At 33.5% G+C, this 26,417-nt stretch carries 32 protein-coding genes and 3 pseudogenes; 14 read left to right on the top strand and 21 right to left on the bottom strand.

Going from position 1 to position 26,417, the window contains the following annotated elements:
• Window positions 1–294: 294 nt before the first annotated feature.
• From ACIQXW_RS06135 to ACIQXW_RS06110, 6 genes are all read left to right on the top strand, one after another.
• Window positions 295–438, top strand: coding sequence for a YjcZ family sporulation protein (locus ACIQXW_RS06135; RefSeq protein WP_401012140.1), 144 nt, complete (start codon window positions 295–297; stop codon window positions 436–438).
• Window positions 439–1,067: 629 nt separating this feature from the next.
• Entirely contained in the window at window positions 1,068–1,505 is a 438-nt protein-coding gene (locus tag ACIQXW_RS06130; protein WP_402760454.1) for a general stress protein, read from the top strand.
• Window positions 1,506–1,913: 408 nt separating this feature from the next.
• Window positions 1,914–2,456, top strand: coding sequence for a hypothetical protein (locus tag ACIQXW_RS06125; protein ID WP_402760452.1), 543 nt, complete (start codon window positions 1,914–1,916; stop codon window positions 2,454–2,456).
• A gap of 17 nt (window positions 2,457–2,473) precedes the next feature.
• Entirely contained in the window at window positions 2,474–2,665 is a 192-nt protein-coding gene (locus ACIQXW_RS06120) for a hypothetical protein (RefSeq protein ID WP_172771363.1), read from the top strand.
• Window positions 2,666–3,040: 375 nt separating this feature from the next.
• A complete protein-coding gene (locus ACIQXW_RS06115; RefSeq protein ID WP_402762463.1) occupies window positions 3,041–3,334 on the top strand; it encodes an ArsR/SmtB family transcription factor in 294 nt (97 codons plus the stop codon).
• 38 nt (window positions 3,335–3,372) lie between these two features.
• Window positions 3,373–4,371: an NADP-dependent oxidoreductase gene (locus tag ACIQXW_RS06110; protein ID WP_402762460.1), complete on the top strand. Its 999-nt coding sequence runs from the start codon at window positions 3,373–3,375 to the stop codon at window positions 4,369–4,371.
• A 182-nt stretch (window positions 4,372–4,553) separates the two neighbouring features.
• Here ACIQXW_RS06110 and ACIQXW_RS06105 read toward each other — a convergent pair whose 3' ends face one another.
• The 5 genes and pseudogenes from ACIQXW_RS06105 to ACIQXW_RS06085 form a co-directional block, all read right to left on the bottom strand.
• Window positions 4,554–4,853, bottom strand: coding sequence for a hypothetical protein (locus ACIQXW_RS06105; protein WP_401016497.1), 300 nt, complete (start codon window positions 4,851–4,853; stop codon window positions 4,554–4,556).
• A gap of 277 nt (window positions 4,854–5,130) precedes the next feature.
• Window positions 5,131–5,364 (bottom strand): hypothetical protein, encoded by a 234-nt coding sequence (locus ACIQXW_RS06100; RefSeq protein ID WP_402760449.1) that lies wholly within the window; start codon window positions 5,362–5,364, stop codon window positions 5,131–5,133.
• A gap of 555 nt (window positions 5,365–5,919) precedes the next feature.
• Window positions 5,920–6,774: pseudogene (locus tag ACIQXW_RS06095) on the bottom strand (MBL fold metallo-hydrolase).
• A gap of 88 nt (window positions 6,775–6,862) precedes the next feature.
• Window positions 6,863–6,994, bottom strand: a complete 132-nt coding sequence (locus ACIQXW_RS06090; RefSeq protein ID WP_401016492.1) for a hypothetical protein — start codon at window positions 6,992–6,994, stop codon at window positions 6,863–6,865.
• A gap of 201 nt (window positions 6,995–7,195) precedes the next feature.
• Complete coding sequence (locus ACIQXW_RS06085) at window positions 7,196–7,405, bottom strand: VOC family protein (protein WP_401016489.1); 210 nt, start codon at window positions 7,403–7,405, stop codon at window positions 7,196–7,198.
• Window positions 7,406–7,578: 173 nt separating this feature from the next.
• On the opposite strand from ACIQXW_RS06085, the pseudogene ACIQXW_RS06080 reads away from it, so the two are divergent.
• From ACIQXW_RS06080 to ACIQXW_RS06070, 3 genes and pseudogenes are all read left to right on the top strand, one after another.
• A pseudogene (locus ACIQXW_RS06080) lies at window positions 7,579–7,692 on the top strand (manganese catalase family protein); the annotation flags it as partial.
• A 37-nt stretch (window positions 7,693–7,729) separates the two neighbouring features.
• Window positions 7,730–7,849 (top strand): annotated as a pseudogene (locus ACIQXW_RS06075) (manganese catalase family protein); the annotation flags it as partial.
• A gap of 339 nt (window positions 7,850–8,188) precedes the next feature.
• Window positions 8,189–8,413, top strand: a complete 225-nt coding sequence (locus ACIQXW_RS06070) for a gamma-type small acid-soluble spore protein (protein WP_401016486.1) — start codon at window positions 8,189–8,191, stop codon at window positions 8,411–8,413.
• A 128-nt stretch (window positions 8,414–8,541) separates the two neighbouring features.
• Here the strand turns inward: ACIQXW_RS06070 and ACIQXW_RS06065 are convergent, their stop codons facing one another.
• Complete coding sequence (locus ACIQXW_RS06065) at window positions 8,542–9,021, bottom strand: GNAT family N-acetyltransferase (protein WP_402760447.1); 480 nt, start codon at window positions 9,019–9,021, stop codon at window positions 8,542–8,544.
• A gap of 467 nt (window positions 9,022–9,488) precedes the next feature.
• On the opposite strand from ACIQXW_RS06065, the gene ACIQXW_RS06060 reads away from it, so the two are divergent.
• Both ACIQXW_RS06060 and ACIQXW_RS06055 read left to right on the top strand, forming a co-directional pair.
• Window positions 9,489–9,635 carry a YjcZ family sporulation protein gene (locus ACIQXW_RS06060; RefSeq protein ID WP_401016479.1) on the top strand — a complete coding sequence of 49 codons (147 nt, stop codon included), beginning with the start codon at window positions 9,489–9,491 and terminating at the stop codon, window positions 9,633–9,635.
• 218 nt (window positions 9,636–9,853) lie between these two features.
• Window positions 9,854–9,967, top strand: coding sequence for a YjcZ family sporulation protein (locus ACIQXW_RS06055; RefSeq protein ID WP_401016476.1), 114 nt, complete (start codon window positions 9,854–9,856; stop codon window positions 9,965–9,967).
• Window positions 9,968–10,686: 719 nt separating this feature from the next.
• On the opposite strand, the gene ACIQXW_RS06050 is transcribed toward ACIQXW_RS06055, so the two are convergent.
• On the bottom strand, window positions 10,687–11,427 hold the full coding sequence (locus ACIQXW_RS06050) for a lysozyme (protein ID WP_402760445.1): 741 nt from the start codon (window positions 11,425–11,427) through the stop codon (window positions 10,687–10,689).
• Between the two features lie 131 nt (window positions 11,428–11,558).
• Window positions 11,559–12,371, bottom strand: a complete 813-nt coding sequence (locus ACIQXW_RS06045) for a LysR family transcriptional regulator (RefSeq protein WP_402760443.1) — start codon at window positions 12,369–12,371, stop codon at window positions 11,559–11,561.
• Window positions 12,372–12,502: 131 nt separating this feature from the next.
• Between ACIQXW_RS06045 and ACIQXW_RS06040 the strand changes: the two genes are divergently transcribed.
• Both ACIQXW_RS06040 and ACIQXW_RS06035 read left to right on the top strand, forming a co-directional pair.
• A complete protein-coding gene (locus ACIQXW_RS06040) occupies window positions 12,503–13,456 on the top strand; it encodes a TDT family transporter (protein WP_402760441.1) in 954 nt (317 codons plus the stop codon).
• A gap of 112 nt (window positions 13,457–13,568) precedes the next feature.
• Window positions 13,569–14,102 carry a hypothetical protein gene (locus ACIQXW_RS06035; RefSeq protein WP_402760439.1) on the top strand — a complete coding sequence of 178 codons (534 nt, stop codon included), beginning with the start codon at window positions 13,569–13,571 and terminating at the stop codon, window positions 14,100–14,102.
• Between the two features lie 39 nt (window positions 14,103–14,141).
• Here the strand turns inward: ACIQXW_RS06035 and ACIQXW_RS06030 are convergent, their stop codons facing one another.
• The 13 genes from ACIQXW_RS06030 to ACIQXW_RS05970 form a co-directional block, all read right to left on the bottom strand.
• The gene (locus ACIQXW_RS06030; RefSeq protein WP_402762457.1) at window positions 14,142–14,609 is read right to left on the bottom strand and encodes an ATP-binding cassette domain-containing protein; all 468 of its coding nucleotides are present in this window, start codon (window positions 14,607–14,609) and stop codon (window positions 14,142–14,144) included.
• A 28-nt stretch (window positions 14,610–14,637) separates the two neighbouring features.
• A complete protein-coding gene (locus ACIQXW_RS06025) occupies window positions 14,638–14,892 on the bottom strand; it encodes an MBL fold metallo-hydrolase (protein WP_402762454.1) in 255 nt (84 codons plus the stop codon).
• A 741-nt stretch (window positions 14,893–15,633) separates the two neighbouring features.
• Window positions 15,634–16,359: an alpha/beta fold hydrolase gene (locus tag ACIQXW_RS06020; RefSeq protein WP_402760437.1), complete on the bottom strand. Its 726-nt coding sequence runs from the start codon at window positions 16,357–16,359 to the stop codon at window positions 15,634–15,636.
• Window positions 16,360–16,547: 188 nt separating this feature from the next.
• Window positions 16,548–16,886 carry a hypothetical protein gene (locus ACIQXW_RS06015; RefSeq protein ID WP_402760435.1) on the bottom strand — a complete coding sequence of 113 codons (339 nt, stop codon included), beginning with the start codon at window positions 16,884–16,886 and terminating at the stop codon, window positions 16,548–16,550.
• 274 nt (window positions 16,887–17,160) lie between these two features.
• Complete coding sequence (locus ACIQXW_RS06010; RefSeq protein ID WP_402760433.1) at window positions 17,161–17,709, bottom strand: metal ABC transporter substrate-binding protein; 549 nt, start codon at window positions 17,707–17,709, stop codon at window positions 17,161–17,163.
• A 1,153-nt stretch (window positions 17,710–18,862) separates the two neighbouring features.
• Complete coding sequence (locus ACIQXW_RS06005; RefSeq protein WP_401016447.1) at window positions 18,863–19,384, bottom strand: SMI1/KNR4 family protein; 522 nt, start codon at window positions 19,382–19,384, stop codon at window positions 18,863–18,865.
• Between the two features lie 314 nt (window positions 19,385–19,698).
• Window positions 19,699–20,583, bottom strand: coding sequence for a DUF3298 and DUF4163 domain-containing protein (locus ACIQXW_RS06000; RefSeq protein ID WP_402760431.1), 885 nt, complete (start codon window positions 20,581–20,583; stop codon window positions 19,699–19,701).
• 6 nt (window positions 20,584–20,589) lie between these two features.
• A complete protein-coding gene (locus tag ACIQXW_RS05995) occupies window positions 20,590–21,144 on the bottom strand; it encodes an RNA polymerase sigma factor (protein ID WP_402760429.1) in 555 nt (184 codons plus the stop codon).
• Window positions 21,145–21,242: 98 nt separating this feature from the next.
• Window positions 21,243–22,073, bottom strand: a complete 831-nt coding sequence (locus ACIQXW_RS05990; protein WP_401016439.1) for a polysaccharide deacetylase family protein — start codon at window positions 22,071–22,073, stop codon at window positions 21,243–21,245.
• 232 nt (window positions 22,074–22,305) lie between these two features.
• On the bottom strand, window positions 22,306–22,653 hold the full coding sequence (locus ACIQXW_RS05985) for a YhjD family protein (RefSeq protein ID WP_401016436.1): 348 nt from the start codon (window positions 22,651–22,653) through the stop codon (window positions 22,306–22,308).
• Window positions 22,646–22,987, bottom strand: a complete 342-nt coding sequence (locus ACIQXW_RS05980) for a YolD-like family protein (protein ID WP_401016433.1) — start codon at window positions 22,985–22,987, stop codon at window positions 22,646–22,648. The genes ACIQXW_RS05985 and ACIQXW_RS05980 overlap by 8 nt, the downstream gene beginning before the upstream one ends.
• An 11-nt stretch (window positions 22,988–22,998) precedes the next feature.
• Entirely contained in the window at window positions 22,999–24,258 is a 1,260-nt protein-coding gene (locus ACIQXW_RS05975; RefSeq protein WP_402760426.1) for a Y-family DNA polymerase, read from the bottom strand.
• Window positions 24,255–24,476 carry a transcriptional regulator gene (locus ACIQXW_RS05970; RefSeq protein ID WP_401016427.1) on the bottom strand — a complete coding sequence of 74 codons (222 nt, stop codon included), beginning with the start codon at window positions 24,474–24,476 and terminating at the stop codon, window positions 24,255–24,257. Before ACIQXW_RS05970 ends, ACIQXW_RS05975 begins: the two co-directional genes overlap by 4 nt.
• 415 nt (window positions 24,477–24,891) lie before the next feature.
• Between ACIQXW_RS05970 and ACIQXW_RS05965 the strand changes: the two genes are divergently transcribed.
• Window positions 24,892–26,412 carry a spore germination protein gene (locus tag ACIQXW_RS05965; protein WP_402760424.1) on the top strand — a complete coding sequence of 507 codons (1,521 nt, stop codon included), beginning with the start codon at window positions 24,892–24,894 and terminating at the stop codon, window positions 26,410–26,412.
• The last annotated feature ends 5 nt before the right edge of the window (window positions 26,413–26,417 follow it).

Here is a 26,417-nt window from a genome sequence, read left to right as displayed (position 1 = left end):
TAAGCCATCAAAGGGCACAATTCGAGCTGTAGCGTGTGATGACGCTATAGTTTTTTTGTTTTCAAAGGCTATGAACTATACAAACATAACTATCACATCATAATAATAGTAAGGTAAAGGTAAAATTAGCCTTACGTCTCCTTTTCTTTTTACTAAGGGTCACTCCATCCCAAGTGGCTCTTTTTTTATTTTCTTATCTCATAAAAATATATTTTTTAGTGCTTCTAAATGGTTTAACACCCCACTCATTCTCTACAGGGAACATATTATAAATTGTAGAAAGGAGGTGGTTTTATGGGATACTATGGTGGAAATGTTGGTGGCATTGAAAACGGCGGCTATTCTGGCGGCGGTTATGGTAATGGTTCTCAATTTGCCCTAATCGTTGTTCTATTTATTCTTCTAATTATTGTCGGCGCTACTTTCTTGAAATACTAGATATTAATTTTCCATTCTAAGGGTCGCCTCCCAATCCGGTGACCCTTTTATAGTTTCTTCTTTCCTCATATTGTTCAGTAACTACATCGCTAATTTCCGTGTAAGTTCTCCTCTGCCCCTCTCAAATGTTGCTTCGACTAACTTCTTAGGTATATTAGATCATTCGTTATACTTTTTACTATAATTATTCCATTCAATTTCACCTTGGGACTTTTCTGTTTTAGGTTCAAATTTAGGTTACTTTTTCATTTCGTTGGCTTTTAAGCGGATAATCATAATTGATTTTTGTTACCACACCAGGAGTCTACGAAGTTACTTTCATCGTATCAGGTGTGGAACATAACCATCACATTTATATCAACTATCTAGGAATTATCATTCCAGATGATTTTTTTACAGCCGTCCTTTATGCCTTAAGTGTAAATTTGCGGAAATAAATAACTTTAAACAGTTCCTATACTTTGGAATTGAGCTAGATTACTGAAGATCATTATGTTTGAAAGAAGGAGCTAAAAAACAAAACAGGTGTGGAATTCTAAAAAGAATAAAGCTTGAAGGTGAAATGTGTCTAGTAATACTAACAAACGGGTAAAGAATACATAGTTAAAGCAAACAGGAGGTAATTGTTAATGAAGAATCAAGTTATTGGCGTATACGATAATGAACAAAGAGCGGCTGAAGTTGTCGAAGATTTAAAAGAGAAAGGCTATACAACAGAGGAGATTTCAGTTATTACTAAAGAAACAAAAGAACTATCTAAAAACACACAGGAAGTAAAACCTTCCACTATGGATGGAGCCCTTGCTGGAGCTGCAACTGGAGCTGCCATTGGCATAGCAGGCATGATAGCAGGATTATCCACTGTATTGATTCCCGGTTTTGGCGCTGTGTTGGCTGCAGGTCCTATTATTGCAACAATTGGAGGAGCAGTCGTAGGTGCTAGCTCTGGTGCTGGTGGATTAAAGCATGCTCTTATGGAAATTGGAGTCCCAGATGATGAAGCAGAACGCTATTCGAATGACGCTCAGGATGGTAAATTTTTAGTATTTCTTCACTCCAAAGAGTGAGGGCGGTTGAATGCTCGTTGTTCGCATAAATAACACGTAATTATTTTAGAAAGTTGCTCAATCACTTGAAATGGAAACCACGTGAGATTCCGGTTCTTAAGATGCAGGATTGATTCCTGCCGAGTGCGGACGAATTAGTGAGTTTCTATGTTTGTATGGGTTTTGTACAAACATAGAAACTTTTTTGTTTGGGTGCTTTTCAATTGCTAGTATCGAGTGACTTCTTAATTATCCGTAATTCTTTTACTTGCGATTTTAATTTATACTGCTAGTACACGCTCCGAACAAGTCTGTCTTTCCCCTAATATTTAGATTTTTTTGTTACAATTTTGTGTTTTATATTTTCTATTTTATTATTTTTTTTTAGAATAAAAGAAGAATCAGAATATTAAAGGAGGCGTTTTACAAATGAGAAAATTGTTTTTTATGTTGACTTGTTTGGTTCTTTTATTCTTTTTCACTGGAAATATAGCTTTTAATGCTTCAACTGTAGTTGCAGCTGAACAGAATGCTGATTTTGCCATTACCATTTTAAATGAAAGTACGATGCGTTTAGAATTATTAAATGATGAGACAACAATTGAAAACGATGAAGTTGGAAATATTATTGTTAAAAAAGGTGATTATTCGGAGGTATTGCCAACTCAAGCAATAGATAGTAATGGAAATGAGGTTAATTTAATTTATAAATCAGTTGATATTGGACTGATTATAGAATTACATACCGGTGAACAACCGACTCAAACGACTACTTTAGCTCGTTCTAAATGGAAATGTGCATTAGGAGTTCTTGGTGGTTATTATCTTGGTGCAATAACTGGTTTAGGGGTTGGTATTGGTGCTGGAACTGTATTACCTGGTATTGGAAATGCGGTTGGTGCTGTCGGAGGAGCTATTGTAGGTGCAGCGGGTGGAGCTATGTCAGGTGCAGCATCCTCTTGTTTTGATTAGCTTATAGGAGGAATTGTATGTTTGATATAGATAAAGTTTTTTGTTGGCCGATGATATTTGCTTATTATGTTTGCATGATTTTGTGGATTCTATTACTTTTAGCATTAGAAACAAATTTACTTTGGGTTTTTTTGAATCCGCTAAATTTTGGATTAATTTTTAACATAGTGTTTGGAATTACTTATCAGATTAAAGCTAAAAAAGAATAAAATGAGTAATTTTCATAAAACATTTATATATAATTAGCTCATTCATCTGCTTATAAAATTTATGTTTTTAAGAGGATGAACAGTTTGTCACTAAAATATCTCGAGGGTGCTTCCCTCGGGGTATTTTTTTGTAGTTAAAATCAACTTTCCTGAGTGTTTATGTGAAAATCATCTCTTGTAAGAACAATTATTTTTAGCGTTTTCTTCTAAAGGGCATTCGTCTCGATTTACTTTCTCAATATTGCAGAGGTTATCGCATTAATATATTGTTGTATTCAATAACATGGTTCAATAACTTAAACTATTCAACTAACCATCGGAGGTATTTAATTGATAAATAAAAAAGACCAACTAAACACTATTAAAGAAGATTTTATGAATTGTCAAAAAGTACTATTGGCTATCGGTGATGAAACCCGCCAATCGATTTTGTTAGTTTTAATGGGAACCGATTGTCAAACAGGATTACGAGTTGGTGAAATTACTGAACAAACACACCTTTCTAGACCTGCAGTGTCACATCACCTAAAAATTTTACGAGATGCTGGAATTATTTTAATGCGAAAAGAAGGTACAAAAAACTTTTATTATATTGATATACGGACAAAATTAAGCCTATTAAAAACGCTTATTGTGGATATTGAAACATTGATAAAGCAATACGATTGAAAATAGCTTATTAATACAATTATGGAGGAATGAACACAGTGAAAGCGTTGGTTATTGATAAATATGGTAAAGCTCCGATGCGTTTAACGGAAATACCTACACCTGAAATGAATGATTACGAGGTACTTGCAGAAATTCATGCAGCTAGTATTAATCCTATTGATTTTAAAATACGTGATGGAAAAGTGAAAATGTTACTCAAGTATGAAATGCCGTTAATTCTCGGAAATGATTTTTCTGGCGTTGTAATTAAGGTTGGCAAAAAAGTGACTCGTTTTAAAGTTGGAGATGAAATATATGCACGTCCACGCAAGAATAAAATCGGTACTTTTGCGGAATATATCTCTGTTCATGAAGATGATGTAGCGCTAAAGCCTAAAAATTTGAGCTTTGAGGAAGCTGCATCTATCCCCCTTATTGGCCTAACCTCTTACCAAGCTTTACATGACATCATGCAATTACAAAAAGAGCAAAAAATTTTAATTCATGCCGGTTCCGGTGGTGTCGGTACGTTTGCTATTCAACTAGCAAAAGTTATGGGTGCCATAGTGGCAACAACTGCTAGTGAAGCTGGCGCAAATTTAGTTACATCTCTTGGTGCAGATGAAGTAATCAATTATAAAACAGAAAAATTTGAAGATATACTTAAAAACTATGATGCAGTGTTTGATACCCTTGGAGGACAAACACTTGAAAAATCTTTTAATATTATTAAAGACGGAGGGAAAATTGTTTCCGTTTCGGGTACGCCGAATGCTCGTTTTGCTAAAGAATATGGCTCAGGGCTTTTCAAAACATTGTTATTTTCCGTAGCAAGTCATAAACTTACTTCTCTTGAAAAGAAGCATAGGGCTCAATATTCATTTTTATTTATGAAGCCAAGTGGCGATCAATTACGCATTATCGCAGACTTCATTGAGTCAGGTAAAATTACACCTGTAGTTGATCAAATTTTTTTATTTAAAGATGCACAAAAGGCAATGGAATACGTAGAATCTGGAAGAGCTAAAGGGAAAGTAATTTTAAAGATCAAATAGTTCCAAGAACAACTGCTTCCTTTCCATATGACTTGCACTATATCAAATAGTGAGACCAAGTAGGCATGTAAATCTTTGTCCTCTAACAATGCCTTTAAATCCACCTAGTAAACTAGTGTTAGCGCCCCATTTATGGATAAATAGGAACCTCACTAAAATAGTGAGGTTTCCTTTTGCTTTAATTATGGAGCAGTAACAGTAACTTTTTGAACAGTTTTAGAACCATCTTTCATAATAGAATAAAGCGCATATGAAACCCTTGTTCCTGGACTGTGCCAATCACCGAAACCATCGTTACCTTTATAAGTAATATCCGCATACTTTGGACTGCTCTCGTCAGCTTCATTAGTATTGGAAACTAGAATATACATTGTATAATGTGACCAATTTGGATCACTATTGCCGTTCCAAGATATATTTATTTCCCCAGAGCCTGTCGCCCCAGGTGTTGCCTTTAAGTTAATTGCTGGATTTACTGGCACTACATTTCCGCTATTCTCGTTTTATCTTCTCAGTTTATAACGAGCCTTCACCGTACGAGCGACTTTCATCGCATACGGCGATCCGTCAGCAATAGTTTTCAACTTATTTCCCCGTCAACATCTTAATTTTATTTCTATATGAAATCAATAGAATTTCGACAAGGTAAAGAAATCTTAACTTTCTATTGTTTTCGCTCTTTACAATATAGTTCATCCCAAATGCTAGCTGATTAGTAAAATTAAAAAGCCATCTCCGATTTGGAAATGACTCAAATACTTAATCACACGAGCTTCCTGAAGAATCACTGCTACTCGAAGTGGTGTCCGAACAATTATTATTATCCGTGTTAATTAACGAAAATACAGAACCTGTTGTATTAAAGTCAGTCGCATTATTACCTGAATAGCTAGAACTGCTAGAAGCATTAACATTATTACGATCTGTCTTTTTCAATGTAGTTACAATCCCAATACATATAGCCAAAAATATCATTACAATGAAAAACGCCATTCATTACACCTCCTATCGATAACAATTTAATTTTATCACTTAAACATTATTTTCACTATGGACACTCGCTCTGTCTTTCCCTTGTGAACTAACCTGCTAGTTTCTATTTCAGATTAGACAGATCAATCTCTTATATGTATTTCCCTATTTGGAAATGTTTTTAGGCTAGGAAATAAAAAAATAATTTCCCGGGTAAGCGCAAGAAACGACAAGTTTTACATTACTAGCAGAATTCCTGATTAATGATTTATTCATCTTGCCCTTGTTCCAGCACTGGATGATAGCAGTTGGAATAAAGGAACACCTTCTTGCCAACAATGTTTTCTCCGACGAAATCTTTCAAAAAATGACTAGTATCTATGAAAGGGAAATATTTAAACAAGAACTAACGTTTCTAATTTAGGGTAATAACCTTTAAAAATAATTAATTATTCATAGGGAATAGTTGAAAAACCTTACCTTGCAAGGTAAAGGCTTTTACGTATTATTAACTAATTGTCGTGTTAGGGCACTATCTTATCATGGTATTGCTCCTCCACTTGATTAGTGTATGCATTAATTTAAATATTTCCCGTGCTTTGGTAGAGCTATTTGATCAAAACTTTCTACAAGCTTCTTAAGGTTGTTCTTGAGTTGTTCTTGAGTTCTTCTCCATTCATCGCCAATCCATGACCTGTAATAGCTATGAGAGGTTTTAGTGCTTCTAACTTCTCAACAGATTCTCGCGCAGCTTGCCAATCCGTTGTTAAATATTGAGGTGGACCACTAATCTCTTTTGCTTGTGTTAATACTTTATAAAGAGATTCTTGTTTGACAGTAACAAATGCATCTCCAGCAATGAGTACTCGATCCTTTTCACGAAACAACGATATATGTCCTGGTGAATGACCAGGTGTGTGTATCCACCGAAAACCTGGCATAAAAGGAATACTTCCGTCAGAAGGAATTGTTTCAATATTGTCATCTAAGTTAATAGCTTCATTAGGGAATAAAGGTGACATCTTGGCAATTAGTCCATTACTTACAGAAGGATCAGGTTCTGGATAGTTTTGTTTTCCTGTTAAATAAGGCATTTCTAAAGAATGGGCATAAACAGGGACATTCCAACGCTATTAATTCTATAATTCCTCCGACATGATCGAAATGGCCGTGAGTCAAAATGATTGCTTTTGGACGAGAATTAGGACCATATCGTTCCTCTATTACTGAAATTATCTCATACGCGCTTTTTGGCATACCTGCATCAATCAGTACAAATTCATTAGTATTCTTATTACCATAAAGTACAATATTTACAATTTGAATTGTATACTGATATAAATCAGGCATTATTTCTATACCGACCCCACTTCCCACCGAAGTAGCAGGTATAAACTTATAATCTTCACCATAATTCAAATCATTGTCCATATTAAACCCTCTTCCTTCACTTACATCCATTAGAACTCGCATTTTAATGTAAGAAAAGCCACAACCCGAAGATTGTGGCACTGTTTCATTACTTCTTTTCTTTTTGTTGTTCTTTCTGTTGTTGCTTTTCTTCTTCTTTTTCTTCTTCAAACTCTTCAGGTAAAAATTCATTTGCAAATTCTTCTTGTTCTAATTCGTTCTTTTTCTTTTCTTTAGTCATGAGACTCACCTCCAATAGATACTAATCTATCCTTAATAGCAGGATTTATACTTTTTACTTTACGAATACTTCAAATAACGTATAAATAAACAACATACAGCCAAAATAATATTTCGTAGTGTTTCACTACTTATAGGGCTGCAGTGTGAAAATAAGCGCTGTAGCTTTTTTATATTTTTCATAAAAGCAAATGGTTTAAATTCAAAACATAAGTTTTTCCATTATAGCCCAGACTTTATTAGAAGTTGGATTTTTAATCGTTTGTTCTCGTTCATTTTGAAAACCACGCCTTACCAAACGAAATCCTCTTGCTTCGAGATCTGCAATAGCAACATCTAACTCTTTATTATTTTTCCGCTGTATTGGTGGTAATCTAAATACACCATTTTGTGCTGATAAACGATTGAACATTCAATCATCCCCTTTAAAATATTCAGCTTATCGTGAGCAAAATGGATATGTTTTATTCTGATAGTACACTTAAAAAACATACTCATTATAAATAAACCAATTGGGGAATTGGATGTATTCCTAACAAACGAACCCTCAGGCAGTACAGAGAATGCAAGAAAATACTAGGTTGACATCATGGTGAAATAAGAACCAAAATGCAATACCTCTTTCAAATCTCAAATTTCAGAGGTAAAGAAACACAATACCGTGATTTACTTCGTGGTGTTTTCTTAGCAGAAATGACATAACGGATTGAAATAGGTTATCATAATGCTCAATTAATCCCCAAGTAGGAGTGGCCAAGATTTAGAAGTGACTCCACCACCTGAAGGTTTCCCAGTACCACTTATGCCAGAGATGCCAAATGAACACAATCCTGGTCTTAATGATATGAATTATTAATCATTTTAAGCTGTAACGTGAGTCGACGTTACAGCTTTTTAATGTATAAGTAACCTTAATTTGCACACATTATTATGGAGTGTATCGCACGCACTTATTAGGTTGTGATGTTAGTTGACCGTCACTACCTCCCTCAATTCTTACTTTGGGTCACTTCTTTGCATTGTGACCCTTTTTTGTGCTTAACCTATATCGTTCTGCTTCTCTTTATTTGTTATAGAATAAATGTAATAGTTTATAACGCTTCGCTGTTATAGCCTTTAAACAGATATGAGTTAAAAATATTTGTAGGATACAAAAGCACCTTCTGCACAAGCTATATTCAGGAGGTGATTTACAATGGCAAACCAAAACTTTGGGAATAAGTCTGACGTTAATCAAATTAAACAACAAATTCAGCAAGCTGAAGCAAACAAACAACAAGCTTCTGGAACTGCGAATTCAATGAGTCAAGAATTCGGGATGGAATCTGATGTTAATCAAATTAAACAACAAATCCAACAAGCTGAAGCAAACAAAAAATTTGCATCTGGTCGATTTGCAAATGAAAACAATTCAAATTAAGCTATTTAAACCGACAAATTTTTGTCGGTTTTTTTTATCTTCATTTGATTGTTTACTAAACTTTCCACATAAAAAAACAGAGTTGTTCTACAAAATGTAAAATCAACTCTGGTAATGATATTTTATTTTTATTTTACTAATTGTCTCATAATAATTTCTTCGCCAATACGGCCTGTTAACCTCTCATTTGTATCTTCAAATCCCACTTTTAAATATAGTTTTTGTGCAGGTATATTATCTTTGTCTACAACTAAAACTATTTCATCGCAATTCGGGAATTCTGCTTTAACAAACTCACCGAGTAATGTCATTCCTTGTTTTGCATACCCTTTTCCTTGCTCTGTATGATTTATGGATAGTGCAGTCAATAGCAAAGCATTTAAATTACTCGAATATTTCTTTACTCTTTCATTTGAATTAAGGAGGAAGAAACCAACAGGTGTATTATCACTTAAAATAACAACACGATACTGTCCTTCATTAATTTCTTCAAATTTGCTTGGAAGTGCAGAAAATTGTTTTTGTTCTTCTGTAAGTACAAAAGAATTTAGTTCTTTCATATATTTACTTGAAAAATGCTTTAATTCGACCTGTTTAAATTTTTCCATATGACTATTCCCCACTTATTTTTCATTTCCTATATTTTACTATCTACTTATGTTTTGGTCATTATTTTTCTGAAATATTTAAAAATTGATTATCGAAAGTATTGGCGGGAATGCATTTGTAATTGAATACACATAAAAAACTGGAAAAAGCTGCAGCGTCGTTACACGCTACAGCTCTAAATGGTTTAGTCAATTCATTATAACATAAAGGAAGACAAACTATGGCTTAAGACAAATGTCAGTTAAAGGAAGTAGTCACAGAAGGTTGAGGACTTTTTTATCGCATTTATAGGTTTTAGTATTGTTGACCGTCGTAACTTTCTACTTCACTTCTACAGGTTACACTTGTTTGTTTACAAAATATATCACTATTAGTATTTTCAAAATGTTAGCTCTAAAGGGTTGGATAAAAACCTCTACACTTTTAAAAACTATACATATTATATAATTAGAAAGGAGGGATAGTCATGGGATACCAAGGAAATGTTGGAAATTACAACAATAGTTGTTATTATGGAGGCGGAAATGAAGGCGGAGGTTATGGTTCTACATTTGTTTTAATCGTTGTTCTATTTATTCTATTAATCATTGTGGGAGCTACTATCGTGTATTAATTTTTTTTTAGTTTAATCAAAGTCTATTTTTACCTAGCAGATTTTATTAGCTAAAAGTCTCTTACCCTTCTCTTAATTGAACCTCCAAGTAGTAACATTTATTTTCAATTTATAAATTATAATTTATATCCTCTTGATATTTATCGCAATTCATTTTTACAACTTTTCATTATATTAATTATAGAAATAAATAAATTATAGAATGGAGGGAAGTAATTATGTCTCAAGAATATTATGGTGGTAGTGGTAATGGATCAGGTTCAACATTTGCGCTAATTGTAGTACTATTTATCCTTTTAATTATTGTTGGTGCTACTTTCATCTCATATTAAATAGTTAAAATGCATACTGATTCTGCGCTCGCTTTTAAGCCCATAATTTTTTGGATAGCGTAGACTTATCCTTTACCTATCATTCTTTCTTTTAAAGGTCACTTTATTTTAGGTGGCCTTTTTTTGAGAGCTACTTTCTCTTTCCCTTGCAACATCGCTTTCACTATAGTCTTAACTTATTTTATCTTCATGTTATATAGCTCATCCTGTATTTGACATGTAATCATGTTCATATAATTAATACGGCATTTATATATAGGGTTGGCTTATTTCCCAACTAATATTTAGAGCAACAAGGTCTTATTTTTTTGCGGACAATTACTATTTAACACCTGTCAAGATTCAGTTTTAAAGAAAATACGTGCACACTTGCCTACTTGTATGACTTCAATTGTAAATTCTTATCTAACAAACAGAAAAATTACAGTTTTAAAGAAATTTTTATTGTATACTTTATAGAATGGTTCCAATAAAATGTAAACAATAGGACTGACTCGTGTGAAATGGAGGAATATTATTTTATATGAAGAAAATATTTTTTTGCTCAATTTTAATAGCATCATTTTCATTTTTACTCGTTGGGTGTGGAAGTAAAAATGTTCCTTACGACTATGAATATGATAGATAAAAAAAGACCAAGACAGCTAACTAAGCAATCTTGGTCTTTTAGGTGACAGGCACTCAAACAATTTAGAATTGTTTGAGTGCCTGTCACACTATTATTGCGCTGTACCACGAATCGTTGCGTAGTTTAATTTCCCTGCTATAATAGCTCTCTCGGCAATTATTTTTGCTTCTTCTTGGGTGTTATACCAACCACTAATAAACCGCCATCCATTCTCATTTGAACTATCTTTTACTGGTTCTACGTACGATAAATATTTCTGTTTAATTGCTTCGTTCATCACGGCTATCATTGCTTCTTGACTGCTGTATCTCCCACTTTGAATACGATATTTCTTTGGCTCCTTGTCAAGCTCGACATATTCGATTTTTTTACTTACATCAACTGTCGCCACAGGCTTTAAAAAAAGTGTAATTTCGTCCAAACGACGGTTAACAAGCCCCTGGAGCTTTTTCCCTCCGGCATAGATGTATAATAACATCTCTTTGGTTACTTGTTCCCATTGCCTATTATTCAAGTATTCTAATAGTGAGCTGTTTCTTAGAATGTAGCGTCCTAAATTATATTGGAAACTTGCAAGAGCATCGTACTGATTTTGGTTAAGAGGAACATTAACATAGTATTCTATTGTATTTGCATGCTCTTGAGCTTGCTTTCTCAGTAGTTCCCACGCTTCTTCTTTTGAAATTGTTTGCCCCTTTTCTACTAATTTTCCACTTGGCCATTTTGTTGTTCCATAGCCAATTGTCCAAACATTATCTGAACCAATATAAGCATCCGCCCGAAACCCTTCCCATTTTGCAATGAGCGTTAGTGCATTATTTGAAATTTCCATATTAAATCCTCCTCTCTCTAATTTAAATTTCTGCACCTTCTCTAGCATATTCAATTCCCGATGTAATGAACGTTCACATATATACTGAGCCCACGTGCCTGACACTCAAACAATTCTGAATTGTTTGAGTGTCAGGCACCTCTATCCATAATAAACTTCTCTAACTCGTTGATTCTTGTTTTTAAATGATTTTCTTTCGCCAAAAAATAAAAGTTTCGAGTATATTTTGGAGACAATGGTTGCCAATTAACGCCCTCTGGTACAATTTTTTGAGAAATTACAGTTTGCCCTATTCCCGCCTTTAGCAACGCCGCTATCATTTCATTGTTATTTAGATAAATATGTATCGGTTTTAAATTTTTCTCTTTTACATACATATCGGAGTAAAATTGTGTCCCCGAATCTTCTTCACGGTTTAACCAGTAACTAGCTTCAGGATCACCAGCTAATACAAGTTGATCTACATTTAATAGACTGCGTTTCAAGCTGCCTGTATCCACTATTTTTTCAATAAACCCTAAATCCGCTTCGTTTTGTTTTAAGTGTTTTACTACTTCTTCTGAATTCATCAATTGTAAGGAAAAATCCATATCTGGAAAGTTCTCTAGAATAGATTTCATTATATTTGGAAGAAAGTAAATCCCACATGTATTAGAACAGGCAATACGGCATTTTGTTCGGACAATTTCTTTGTTATTAAGTGTTTCTATTGTATCTTCCCAGTTATCTAAAATACTTTGCGCTCGATTATAGAGAAAATCAGCATCTCTAGTTGGAATAATCTCATGTCGCCCTTTTCTAGTAAATAGGATCACATTTAATTTTTTCTCCAAATTAAGTATTTGAGTGGATATTGTTGGTTGTGATAGATATAACTCTTCCGCTGCCTTTGTAAAGTTTTTCATTTCATATACTTTCACAAATGTTTTTAAACTTTGAAACATAATCAACACTCCAATTCAATTATTGGTTTTTTTAATAATTGGTATATAAATTATCAATTTCACAAATAGTATAATCCGATTTACAATGTTTATACAAGGTAAAATTGAATTAATTAACCGGAGGGAACATAATGAAAAACTTTCTTAAAAACATTCCTATACCTATTTGTGGCTTAATTTTAGCACTTGTTTCTTTAGGGAATCTTATTAAAACTGATGGAATGCCGAGATTTGGTATTTTAGTTGGCCTCATTGGAATGGTATTAATGTGCTTGGTAATATGTAAACTCATCTTTACATTTAAACATACGCTTTCTCTTTTAAAAAATCCGATTGTGGCTTCAGTAGCCCCCACTTTTACAATGGGATTGATGATTATTTGCACTTATTATCTTGAAGTCGATTGGCTAACACCTTATTTGTCTTATATATGGCTAGGTATTGTTATCGTGCATTTTATGTTAATGGCTTATTTCACACACTATTTCTTAATAACAAAATCAGTAAAACTCCATCACGTTTATCCTAGTTGGTTTATTACTTATGTAGGTATAGGCGTTATTACTGTAACGTCATGTAATTTTTATCCTGCATTTGGCCGTTTGATTTTCTGGATTGCATTATCTTTATATTTAGTGTTATTACCAATAATTTTGCACCGTGTCTTTACTATAAAAAATATGGAGGACTCTACACTTCCCCTTATTACAATTATTGCGGCACCAGGATCTCTTTGTTTAACAGGCTATTTAAATGCTTTTGATAATAAAAACGTCCTACTTGTCACATTGCTATTTGTCTTATCCCAAGGGCTATATTTTCTCATTTTGACTCAGCTTCCAAAATTACTAGCTGTTGACTTTTATCCAAGCTATGCTGGATTCACGTTTCCTTTAGTCATTTCAGCAACTGCCATTACTGCAACTAACAATTTTTATAACCACCTAGGATTTACTTCAGCACTGTTCCATTGGATTGCCATTTTGGAATCGATTATCGCGTTTATTATTGTGTTTTATGTTTTATATAAATATGTTATTTATCTTACAAAACAATATATTGATACTAGAGCAAATTCTATTTAACTAGTTCAGTTGGATTCAAACGAAGAAAGCAACCTAATATGGTTGCTTTTAATTTATTCTCATATGTAATTTCCAAATGTAGTATAATTTAAGGAGGGAGTGTGATAATATTTTGTTGGTAAAAATGAAAAAACAAGGTTTTAATTTAACTGCTTCTGACTTAAGCGATAAATGTTTTGAGCCTCTTATTCATCTTTATAAAATGGGCATATCCAATGAAACGGATACTACTCAATTTAAAGAACAATTTTACATGCAATTATCCCAAGGTCAAAGGGCATTATTTGTGTTTTATACGTATTATAATCATGCCAGTAAATCGCTTATAGAATTTTATTGGTGGAGTGCCTATTATTACGCCCAACCTAAAAGTTGGCTAGCACTTAAAGCTAGTGCTAAGTATTTTGAGGATAAATCCTTGCTAGTGCTTTTTGAAAAGATTGAACAAGTATTTCTACAAAATAATTATCCGAACACTTTAGAAAACTTTACTGTTATACGTGAAGACTTAGACAAAAACAAAGAAATTCAAGCTTCTATTATTTCGCTCCATACTATGTTTGACCAAATAATACCATTAACAGTTAGAAAAATAAATGACCGTATTGAAAAAAACATACAGGAATTTGTTGAATTGATAGATTAGATTGCCCCTAACAGCATCCTTTTCCAGGATGCTGTATTTTTAAATAAGCTGTGTCGTACTTCCCGTATTTATAGTATGACGAGTTAACTCCCCTGCATCCATTTTGTAAACCTCATCGCAAAGCAAAGAAATATCTTCAGGATTATGACTCGCTAAAAGAATAGTTATTTCCTGCTTTTTAAAGTTAAGAATCATATCGCGCATTTCCGATACACCTGATTCATCCAGCCCATTCATCGGTTCATCCAATAATAGTAATTTTGGTTTTTCCATAATAGCTTGTGCAATCCCTAACCTTTGCCGCATGCCCAAAGAATATTTACGAACTGGTCCTTTATCATTAAAATCGAGGCCAACCAATGTCATTACATTTTCAATATCCTTATCATTGATTTTGTTCTGTATCGAGGCGAGTATTTTTAAGTTTTGAAAACCTGAATAATGGGTCAGAAATCCTGGCGTATCTAACAGTGCACCAAAGGATTTCGGAAAATTACCTTTCCCGATAATGTCACCAAATACACTTACAGTGCCACTACTCGGAACAAAAAGTTGTTCCTACTGAACCGTGTCCTGAAATCGCCATATCAAAATCCATAAGTTCAACCTTTCTCAAAATTTCAACCCAGTTATCAAGATTTGATTCTTCAAAAAATGTTGGGTGACAATTGACAAATAATAAATCACCCATAAAAATCACTTTTTCATCAGGGATGTAAACCATCGCATCACAAAAAGAGTGACCTCCACCTAATGAGAAAAGTATTGCACTACAATTATCGCCATTCAGAACAAGTGGATTGAACAGTATTCTTTAAAATTATTTTGCGCAGCGTCTCAGAGCGCTATTTTCTAATAAAAACAGCGACAAGCATTGTTAAATCAGTGTTTGTCGTTGTTTGAAATGTTACCAACCTTGCATTTGGGAACGTTATTAAGTTTATTTATGTATACATTATAAAATCTTTGCTGCACTAAAGTATCCGTTAGTTTAAGTATATTCCTTCACAAAAAAAGTCAGTTTTTTTGTCTATTTTTCAAATCATTTATTTTAATAACACCATAATAAACAATCCAAAATAAGAGAATTATAAATACAGAATAATTCTTTTTACTTTCAGGCAATAAAATTAAAGTAACAATATATATAAGAACACTAGGTACAAGTAATACCCAATACAATTTTCGTCTATTCATTTAAAATCACTTCTCCTCCAAGACTATCTATTGACAGTATAGTTCTCGCACAAACAACCCTAATAAAGGAATTTTAAATATATTATACCATTAACGAAAAGCACCCAAAGCGTCTTTTGGTAATATTTTACAAAATGATGTTATTCAACAATATGGCCCTTTAATGAAAACGAGCGCCAATCCTTATTACAGAATCGCGCCCTTTAATGGAATAACTAAATTCGGATCTCTCTCATAAAATCACTTAATAATTTAAAGCACCCCGATAACGAATATTTGGGAGAAAATCGTATTAAAATGAGGGAGTTTAAGTATACTCCTTCACAATCCAATCTTAAATAATGTCAATCAGCTTTTTTATCGCACTGACTTCCACTTCTGGTTCATCATTTTGTATATAATGAGCACTGTTTTCAGCAATCACCAATTCACCATCTGAGGATATTTCAAGAATTTCTCTCTGCATTTCATTCCATAACTCTTGTGATTCCTTTGAATAATGAGCTTTCTTACCAGCTGAAATAACAATTAATGGGACATTTAATTTCAGTCGGGATTCTTTTAACTGCTTTAGGCTTTCCATAAATTCAACATAATTGCCTTCATAAACGAATTGTTTGTTGTATGATTGTTGGAAATCTTGTGACATCGTTGGGAGAAATCTTTCTCTGTAATCTTCAGGAGTAGAGTCAACCAAGATAAGGCCACAAACTTCATTATGATATTCAGTTGCATACATCCGCATATTAACTCCACCAAATGAATGACCGACTAATATGTAAGGAGGTATAATATTAGCTTCTATAAGAAGTTCCTTTAATTCCTTTACCATCTCACGGCTAGTTCTGGGGTTTGAACTTGTTCCACTTTTCCCAAGTCCTGCTCTATCATAAATTAGAACATTAAAGAGCATTGAAATATCCTCAATTACTGAATCCCAAGCCTTGGAAAAATCCCCATATCCAGCGTCCATTATGACTGTTGGTTTTCCGTTATTTTCTCCCACCAATTTAGCATATAGTTTACAATCACTTATTTGCACAAACATTTCTTTAGCCATTTGGTCTTATTCCTCTCATATTGTTTACTATCACTAGTTAAATTTAACAATATTATAACATTTCTTCCTCTATTAAATGGCCCTTTAATGGAATAACTAAATTATGAGCTTATTCCTAAAATCGCCTAAAGCTTGTTGAACTAACGCCCCCGTTAGTTCAATAAGGCAAATTTGAATTTCTGTAAGACTTAATCTTGTAAATCATACTCATAAATTGGATTAATACACTTTAAGATTGAGACAATTGCATTATTATATCCAGACATTTTTTCAATTTTTTGTTTGTCTGTAAATTCTTCGTTTTCAAACTGTACAGCAAGTCTATTTATTATTTTTAGGTACTTACTTACAAATTCATTTTCCTTCATCTCTTTAACGTCTGCTAACATTTCGTTATAAGCCATTAATTCACCTTCATTGTCATCTTTAAAATCTGTTTTATCGAATATAGTATTTGTATTTGTGAAATGTATTTTCCTTTCAATAACATCTACCAATGTAAATTGGTTTAGTTTCTTATTATTCATAGTTACCCCCTATTTGTTATTCAACTAAACTGCCCCGTTAGCTTATGTACATTGTTTCACAAACTCACATCAAGATTAACATAAAATCCTATTTTTAATTTAGAAGTGTTTTTCAATTAAATGGCCCTTTAATAGAAAAAGACGCACTTCTTATTTAAGAAACGCGCCTGATTGTGGAAGATTATAACCATAATTCTTGTTAAACTAAAGCAGCCCGTTAGTTGAAGAACTAATTTTACGCATAACCCCCATATAATTGTTGTATGGTACTATATTATTCCGCATGTTCTTTCATTAATTTATCAAGTGCTTTACCATAAGCATCTTTGTTCTCCTTACTTAACTCATAAAGCGCGTTTTTCCAATTATCTCCATCTACACCTGATAAATGTGGAGTACTTTTTAGTACAGCTTCTTGCATATTCGGCTTATCCTCTTTACTAGCGTCTTTAATAAGCTTTATTGCTTTTCTTGCATCTGTTACCCCTACTTGTATGTCTTTGTGAATGTCTTTGTATTTATCAGGAACTTTTACATACTCCATATTGTCTAAAATCTTATCCATCTTGTTTGCTGTTTTTAAAATATCTTTTTCTTTGTCTTCCATAGCTTTCATCGAGTTTACTATGAATAAATCCTTCATGTATTGAAACTCTACTAATTGTTCACAAATATAATAGGGATACTGTTTCTCTGATATTACTGTTTTCATTGTTGATTTGCTTAACTGCTCAGTCTTAGGAGTAGACTCTTTATTTTCTACCGCACAACCTACTAATAATAGAATAGGTATTGCTAATGATACGAATTTCGTTGCTTTCATTATATATCCTCCTTTTAGAAAGTATTGTAATTCTACATGAGTGTCTTGATTGAATGAAAGTTTTTTAAAAGTATTTACTGTATAAATCTTGACTTAGCTTTCCGCTTAGTTGAGCGTATATCTTAGTAGTCTCACTCTTTTCATGACCCAGTATATTTTGAATGAAATCACCTACACTCTAATTCAAATTGAATAATTTCAAAATGATTTCATCACTTCCTGGAGAAAACATAAATATTGAGAACGAAATACATAATAATCCAATAAGTACTGTGCTTAATCTTTTTTTCCCAAGTAGCCCCTTAATCACTAAAAATAATCCTACAAATAATATCAAGAAATACCAAAACCCCATATTTCCCCTCCCTTTATAACTTAATATTACGACGTTACCATTCACCACAAAGTTCTTCCTCATTTTAAAATAATTACTCTTTTAGTTAAAAAAAGTATCCAATCATCCTTTAGTAAACCTTCAAAAAATTGTTATTCCGCAATCTGGCCCTTTAACAAAAACGAGCGCTAATCCTTGTTACAGAATCGCGCCCGTTTGTGGAACAAGAAAATATCTTACCTATCTACACAGAAATTTGACCAAAATTTTTCACAAAAGATCAGTCTTTATTATTAATCATCAAATTTTATTTCGAAGCCACACTAGAACAATATAGAGCATATTTTAGATTTTGCTTTTTCGAAATTTCGGGTAGTATTGAAAATACGGAGATAAAATTTCTCCATTTTCCCTTTGGATGGTAATGCTGTTCTCTTTATCTAGCCTTTTATTTAATGATGCTAAGACTAATTCAATAAACATACTAACTTCACCTAATTTCTAATAGTTTACCCACCAAGGAGATACTGTTGTTCTATGAAATGTATATGGCAAAGGAATTAAATTTTGCTTTCCCCCGAATTGTAAGATGTTTCACTATTTTTGGTCATTCAATTATTATAACTTTACTATTATTCAGTTTATTTAGTAAAGATTTTTTGTTAAAATCGATCTATTTAATTAATATTTTATTAGCATACAAGATAAAGTTACTATTTTACCGTTGCGTGTTATATAAAAAGACCGACTACTTTTTATTTATAAGTAGCTGGTCTTCTTCTAGATGTTCAATACTGTTTAGCGAGGTTAAAATGAGCTTTACCATAGCCAATATCTAGCTCCCTGTGTGACAATGAACCTGTCAAGCCATGTTTCAAAATTCATCTGCAATCTTTGAATGTCTCCTTCGTGAACAAAGATGAGATAATCATCTTCCCCATTAGCAACTTTTTGCGAATCAATGAACATATAGTCGCCATATCCTCTATAATTACCCATCATAAACCAATTTTTATCATAGGCACTTTGATAATATATATTTGTCTCATATTCATGGATATAATTTAGTATCTCGCTTAACTTAAATATTTCAAAGAAATCATAACCAAGACCTTCAACATTAAATAATTTCGCCCCATCACTTTGTTTTAAAAATAAGGATAATTCTTTTGGTAACACGTGATGGGTATTTAATGTGAATTGCTGTAGTTCATTGTTTGATATTGGACTATTCCACTCACATGTTACATTTAAAATTTCTCCATTTTCCCTTTGGATGGTAATGCTGTTCTCTTTATCTAGCCTTTTATTTAATGATGCTAAGACTAATTCAATAGACATACTAACTTCACCTAATTTCTAATAGTTTACCCACCAAGGAGATACAGTTGCTCTATGAATTGAATATGGCAAAGGAGTTAAATTTTGCTTTCCTCCGAATTGTAAGATGTTTCACTATTTTTGGTCATTCAATTATTATAATTTTACTATTATTCAGTTTATTTAGTAAAGATTTTTTGTTAAAATCGATATATTTAATTAATATTTTATTAGCATACAAGATAAAGTTACTATTTTACCGTTGCGTGTTATATAAAAAGACCAGCTACTTTTTATTTATAAGTAGCTGGTCTTCTTCTATATGTTTCAATACTTTAACGTTTTATCTCAAATTCCTGTGGTCCTGCATATGGTGGGGCGATGTTATATTCATAGAAAAAGATGACAGGGTTCCCTTGTTCATTAATATAGAAGTTTTTAGATGTATACTCGTCTATTCCTCCAGCACCCTTTGAAGCGTAATATTCCTCATAATACCATAATAGATTTTCATCATCCTTGGCACGCTCCTTCACTTGACGTTCAATCTCAGGATCTACCTTTTTCTCGTAGTTTGGTCCTAGTAAATCAACGAGCGTTAGTTCTTTACCTGTTGTCAGATCAATATTATAAAAATATTTCGTAACAAACGTTAGTCCGTTCGTTGTTTCCGTTTCATTAATGATAAATGACAACGTCTGTTCATTTGAACTTTTCACTTCATAATCAAATTTGTATGTACTCGGCGTATATTCAATATCCTCGGAATACGCTCCTTCCCCAAGGTAATTTTTCTTGAATTCAGCTGAGTCTTGCTTTGCCTTCTCAGCAAGACTCTCAATTTTTTCCTTAATCATCGTATTAATCCGATTTTCTATTGATGGATTACGTATATCAGTGAATTGTGGAATTTTAATATGTGCATCAATATAATCCGTCTTTTCTATATATTCATCAATTGTTATCACTTTGGCTACTGCCCCTAGTACAGGAACCTTTGACACTGCCAGTGCAAATGTAGGGCTTAAGTTCACAAAAAACATAAATATAAGACATGCCGTTAAAGGAATCGCAATAGATTTCATTTTCATAATTGTTATTCTCTTCTTCGGTACTATTTCATTTTCAGCCGTCGATAGTACTTTTTTTCGTATCAATTCCTTATTTGCTAAGTTTTCTTCAATAACACGTTTTAATACTTTTCGTTCATGTTCCTTCATTTTGCTTCAACCGTCCTTCCCAAACTTTTTTCGTATTTCGTGAGTGGTGCGGTAAATATGATTTTTTATCGTGGATTGATTTAAATGCATTAATTGAGCAATTTCAGGAATTGTTAGTTCAGCATAATAAAATAAGTAAAATACTTTTTGCACCTTTTGTGGTTTTGATTGCAAAAAGCGCCAAATAGCCGATAGCACTTCTTTATTTTCTACTGTAATCTCTATTTCATTTTCGTATAGCTCACTATTTATATCAGCCTGATTATATTCTTTTTCTTCTTTATTTATATCAAACAACGGTATGATACTTTTTACTTTTTCCTTTAAAGAATAATGGTTGTAGATTTTAGATTTAGCGATTCGTATTACATAGGCCTCTGGATTTTTAATGTAATTGAGTCCCTTGTCCTTTAGTATTTGATAAAGTGCTAAATATGTTTCTTGAATAATATCAGGAATAACACTCGTATGATTGCATTTACTAATGACATATATTAAACATTGATGATAAGTGTTGTCATAAATTTCGTTAAATTTTTCTTCGACTACTTGCGTATCCAAAGACTCACCTCCCTTTAATGATACGAGGGAATGCAATCTACGAATGATTGAACAAACATCTGAATGTTTTAATTGATTAGTTTCGTTTCTTGGCACAATCAATTGCCAAAATAGGGATCGACTTTTTCTTCTTGTAGCGTTAAAAGTTCCGATACTGTTACAAACTCATATCCGTCTTTTTTTAATGTCATTAATAACTCTGGTAAAGCCTCTGCTGTTGCTGTATGAATATCATGCATTAATACGACAGATCTATTTGTGACATTACTTAAAATTTCTTTTTTTATCGTGGTTGGATTACGATTTTTCCAATCTAGTGAATCAACAGACCATAGGATGGTTGTATAATTATTTGACGCTGTATAGTTTAAAATATCTTGATTGTATACCCCATAAGGAGGACGGAATAAAGTTGATGTTATACCTGTTGCCATTTCAATTATATTGTTTGTTTTATCTATTTCTTCTATCATTTCTTTATGCGTCATTTTCTTTAAATTCGGATGACTAAAAGTATGATTTGCTATTTCATGACCCTCAGCAGCTACTTGTGCCGCAATATGTGGATACATTTCAACTCTGTTCCCCAACATAAAGAAAGTTGCTTTCGCGTCATGCTGCTTTAAAGTTTGTAATACCCGTGGTGTTACTTTTGAGCTCGGCCCATCATCAAACGTCAGGGCTATGTATTTTCCATCAGGATCTAATGCAATTGTTTCTACTTCTTCTATTACTTCCACATTAGGCTCAATATCTTCTGTTATTTCTTCAGTTTCTACAAGCCTTGCCTCATTACTAACAATATTTTCAGCTTGTCCATGCTCCTCGATTTTTCCACCTAATAAGTAATAACTAGCTCCTAGCATTATAGTAAAAAACACAATGACCGCCACAATTCTAGCCCATCTAATTCTTTTCCTACCTTTCATTTCAATACACCTTTCTTTTCTAAATTTAATCTTTATAAAATAGAAGAGAATAAGAGAGTTGAAAAAGTTTCAATGAATTTTAAAAAAATATCATTTTTTGTAGCAATTGCGCTATAACATTTTTCTACCCAGCCAATCTGTAAAAAACACATTAAAAATAGTACATTTCTGTGAATGCTAATCCTTAAATGGCTTCTTTCTTACAAAAAAACAGGTCTCTCATGAGTACCTGTCATTTGTTATTGCTTATATGATTAATCAACAGCTTTTCCACTTGTGATTTAAGGGCCTGATTAGCGTAACGGAGCACTACATCATTACCTGCCGTCGCAACTTGCACGTCACTAAAGTATTCATCTACAGGCTGCCATCCTACTACTCGTATGCGATGCTGTGCAAGCTGACGTTTGAGGTTGAAATATTCTTGACGTAATTCCTTAAGCAATGAATCCATTAAAGGTAGAAAGACTATTTTCATTTTAAATTGTTCTGTTTTTTTATAATCAATTTGCAATGACTTCACAGCTAACTCCAACAACAAATATTTGTGTAATAACTGTCTCTCATCAGCTTTAATCATAATAATCAGCTTCCAATTGCGCTGATTGTATATGCTGTAAAGGAATGCGTTTAGTTTTTATAAGCGTTTCCAGTATAAGTTCATTGGTATTGAAATTAATCGATTTTATTAATCCAATCCATTGCGTAGTTTTACTGTCCATCCATACTTCTAACTTAATATTTATTTGCTGATTGTAGGCTTGATTTATTGTTTGTTGTAATTCTTCTAGCTCCCAATCCGTTAGCTCTCTTGGTGGCTCTACATATTCTGTTTGTTTACATGCTCTAAGCAGCTCCAAATGTTCTGGTAACATCATCGATGCCCATTTAATATTCCCTCTATCCTTTATCATTCCAATCACTCCTATGCCAAATGACCACCAACTAAGCGATCTCGTTTAATAGCTGTACCCGCTTTTGTATAAGAAACGGCTCTTAATATTGAGGTAGCCCCAAACCTATTGCGTATTGCATCCATTGTAGGACCAATAATTTGACGTTGTGGTTTACGTTCATCAAATAAATCCAATTGAATGCTATGTTCTTTCTCTAGGTTGGATATTCTGACTGATAATTGTCGTGCTGGCTCTCCAGCAAAATGTTCATCCAGTAATTCAATACAAGTTTTATACATCACAAGCGTTTCACTTGTTGGCACTGCAATTGTTTTAGACCGATGAAACCCTTTGGACATAGCATTATGACTATATGAAAGACCTAAGCTGATTGTACGGCCAACAAACCCTGCATCACGTGTTCGTTTCATTACGTCTTCGCACATTTCTAGGAGCACTACCGAAATCTCTTTTCGTGTGTGATAATCCCTCATTAGCATTTGACCCTTACCAAAACTTAAAGCTCCGTTTGTTATTAACGGCTCTCCTAATTTGGATAGATCTATTCCCCATGCATGGTAATAGAGTTGATTGCCCATTACTCCAAAGCGCTTTTCTAATTCTTCTAAATCTGTATGAGCCAAACCACCAACTGTTTGTATTCCCAGAGCATTTAAATTTGCTTCCATTCGTTTTCCTATACCCCACATCTCGGATAGAGGTCGAACAGGCCATAATTTCTTTGGAATATCCTCATACGTCCATTTCGCAAAACCAGTTTTCTTGGCATCAAGGTCTAAAGCTAATTTAGCTATTAACATGTTTGGTCCCATACCTACTGCACTAGGTACATTAAATTGATCAAGAATAGCTTTTTGTATTTCCTTAGCCGTTTCCTCAGGCGATCCCCAAAGCTTTCCAGTACCAGTTAAATCAACAAAGCTTTCGTCCACACTATACACATGTATAGCATCAACAGGTACGTAATTAGAAAGCAATTTTGTAATCGTCATCGACATTTGAATAAAGAAGCTCATTTTTGGTTCAAATAATCTAATGTCAGGATGTTTAGGTATTTCATAGCGTCGGCTTCCAGTTTTGATTTTAAATTTCTCTTTCATCAATGGTGATGCAGCAAGTACTACGCTGCCTGGTTGGTCAAAGTTGGCAACTACTGCAACTGGCGTTTTTAAAATATCTAGCCCATGTAACATCGCTACGCAGCTGGCATAAAAACATTTCATATCGATACACATAATAGGTCTATTTGGCATTCCCTCATAATTCATACAACTTCACGTCCCTTACTAACAATAGGAATAATGGCTAGAACATTGCTGATTAAAAAAGTACGCCTTGCATGTCTTGTGAAACAAAATGCTTGAAATGAATCCCCAACCATTTTAATGACTTTTACACGCCTTTTTGTCACGGAACCATCTTTCGCTATATACATCATGTTCACTAGTTGACTGCGTTGCATAGCTTTCATCAGTTGCTCTCTCATCTTAGTTTCCTCCTCAGTGCCAGTCATTCAAAAAATTTTGTATCCAATAGTCAACACCATTTTTGTTCGCTTCAGTGTACCTAATTATTATTGGCACAATAATTTTTCCCTTTACCTATCTTATGTAAGAACACTTGTTTGTATACATATTAGAACAAATGTTTGTATCTTGGCAAGGTTCAATTTTTGGAAACAAAAAAAGACCAGTTACTCAAATGAGTCCCTGGCTTATCCCTGTCCAGTAGACGGCTGTAAAATGACTAAGAAGCATCTAAAATCGTGTATTTCTGAGGTTTGTTATGTGCTCCCTACTTAATAATAGGAATGATTGAAAATTATTGAAATAAGTATAGAACATCCTATTAAAGTCTATTCTAAAAACTAAGCAAGAAATGTGAGGAGCATACAATTCAATATGAAATTTAAACTACCTTTCTGGAAAAAGAAAACTCCTGTAGAAGTGCATATACCTAAAGAAAATTCCGAGAGAATTGCCCAATCAACAGATTGTTTTATTCAGTCAATAAAAGATGCTACGAATAATCCATCTGATTTAATTATAAAATCTCTTCCGCCCAATCTTAGCCTTATTTATATTGATAATTTAGTCGATAACCAAACATTAAACAATGGTATTATAGCTAATTTACAAAACAAACCAAATGAAACACCAGAAAACATAAAGGATAACCTATCGATACCTGAAGTCAATGTAACCAGTCTTCTAGAAGAAGCAATAGAAGCAATGGTAAATGGGTCTGTTGTTATCCATGTAGATGCGTTCGCACAACTAATAGTAGCAAATATTGCAAGCCGAGAATCACGGTCATTGTCGGCACCTGAAAATGAATCACAAGTGATTGGAACACAGGTTGGATTTAATGAGAGCCTTGCTACGAATATTTCCTTAGTTCGTCGCTACATAGTTAACCCTGATCTATGTATTGAAAAAATAAAAATTGGACAACGTACAAATACTTCCATCACGCTTATCTATATAAATGGTATTGCCTCCGAGCAAATGGTGAATACGTTACATCAAAGAATTAAAGCTCTTAATATAGATGCGTTACTCGATAGTGCGGTTCTAGCTGAAATGATTGACGATAACTCAATGTCCGTCTTTCCTCAAATGTTGTTGACTGAAAGGCCCGACAGATTTTGCAATTGTCTATTAGATGGCAAACTGGGCATTATCGTAGATGGTAGTTCAATGGCCATCGTTTGCCCTCAATCTTTTACTGAGTTTTTTCAGAGTCAGGAAGATCAAAACTTAAGATGGCAAATTGCTACCTTTGTTCGGCTATTGCGCCTTACTGCATTCTTTATATCTGTTTATTTAACACCGATCTACGTTGCAGCATTAACTTTTCATTATGAGGTCATTCCTCAAGCTTTCTTAGTTCCATTAAGTGAGTCCAGAGCTTTAGTACCTTTTCCACCAATATTTGAAGCACTACTCCTTGAATTTATTATTGAATTACTGAGAGAAGCTGGGGCAAGATTACCAACAAAAATCGGACAAACAATCGGTATTGTTGGTGGTATCGTAATTGGAACGGCAGCCGTACAGGCAGGTATTACAAGTAATATATTACTAATTATTATTGCATTAAGCGCCTTGGCGTCTTTCACTTCACCAAGTTATATGATGGGTAATGCTATTCGGCTTATTCGCTTCCCAATAATTATACTTGCAGGATTTTGGGGTTTTTATGGTATAATGCTGGCCTTTTGCTTTATCTTAATTCACCTTTTACGTCAATCTAGTTTAGGTGCACCGTATATGTCTCCACTTTATCCACCTAGAGTGAGAGAAATGCGAGATAGTGTTATTAGAATGCCTATGCCATTCACGGCAAAAAGACCTGCCCTGACAAGGCCATCTAATCAGGATAAATACGAGCCTGAACCTGTAAAACCGGAAGAAAGTTGAAATGA

It is taken from the genome of Lysinibacillus sp. NPDC097162 (genome assembly GCF_044762185.1).
GTDB lineage: Bacteria > Bacillota > Bacilli > Bacillales_A > Planococcaceae > Lysinibacillus.
Note: the sequence above shows the minus strand (reverse complement) of the source record. Positions and strands in the feature narration are given on the sequence as shown.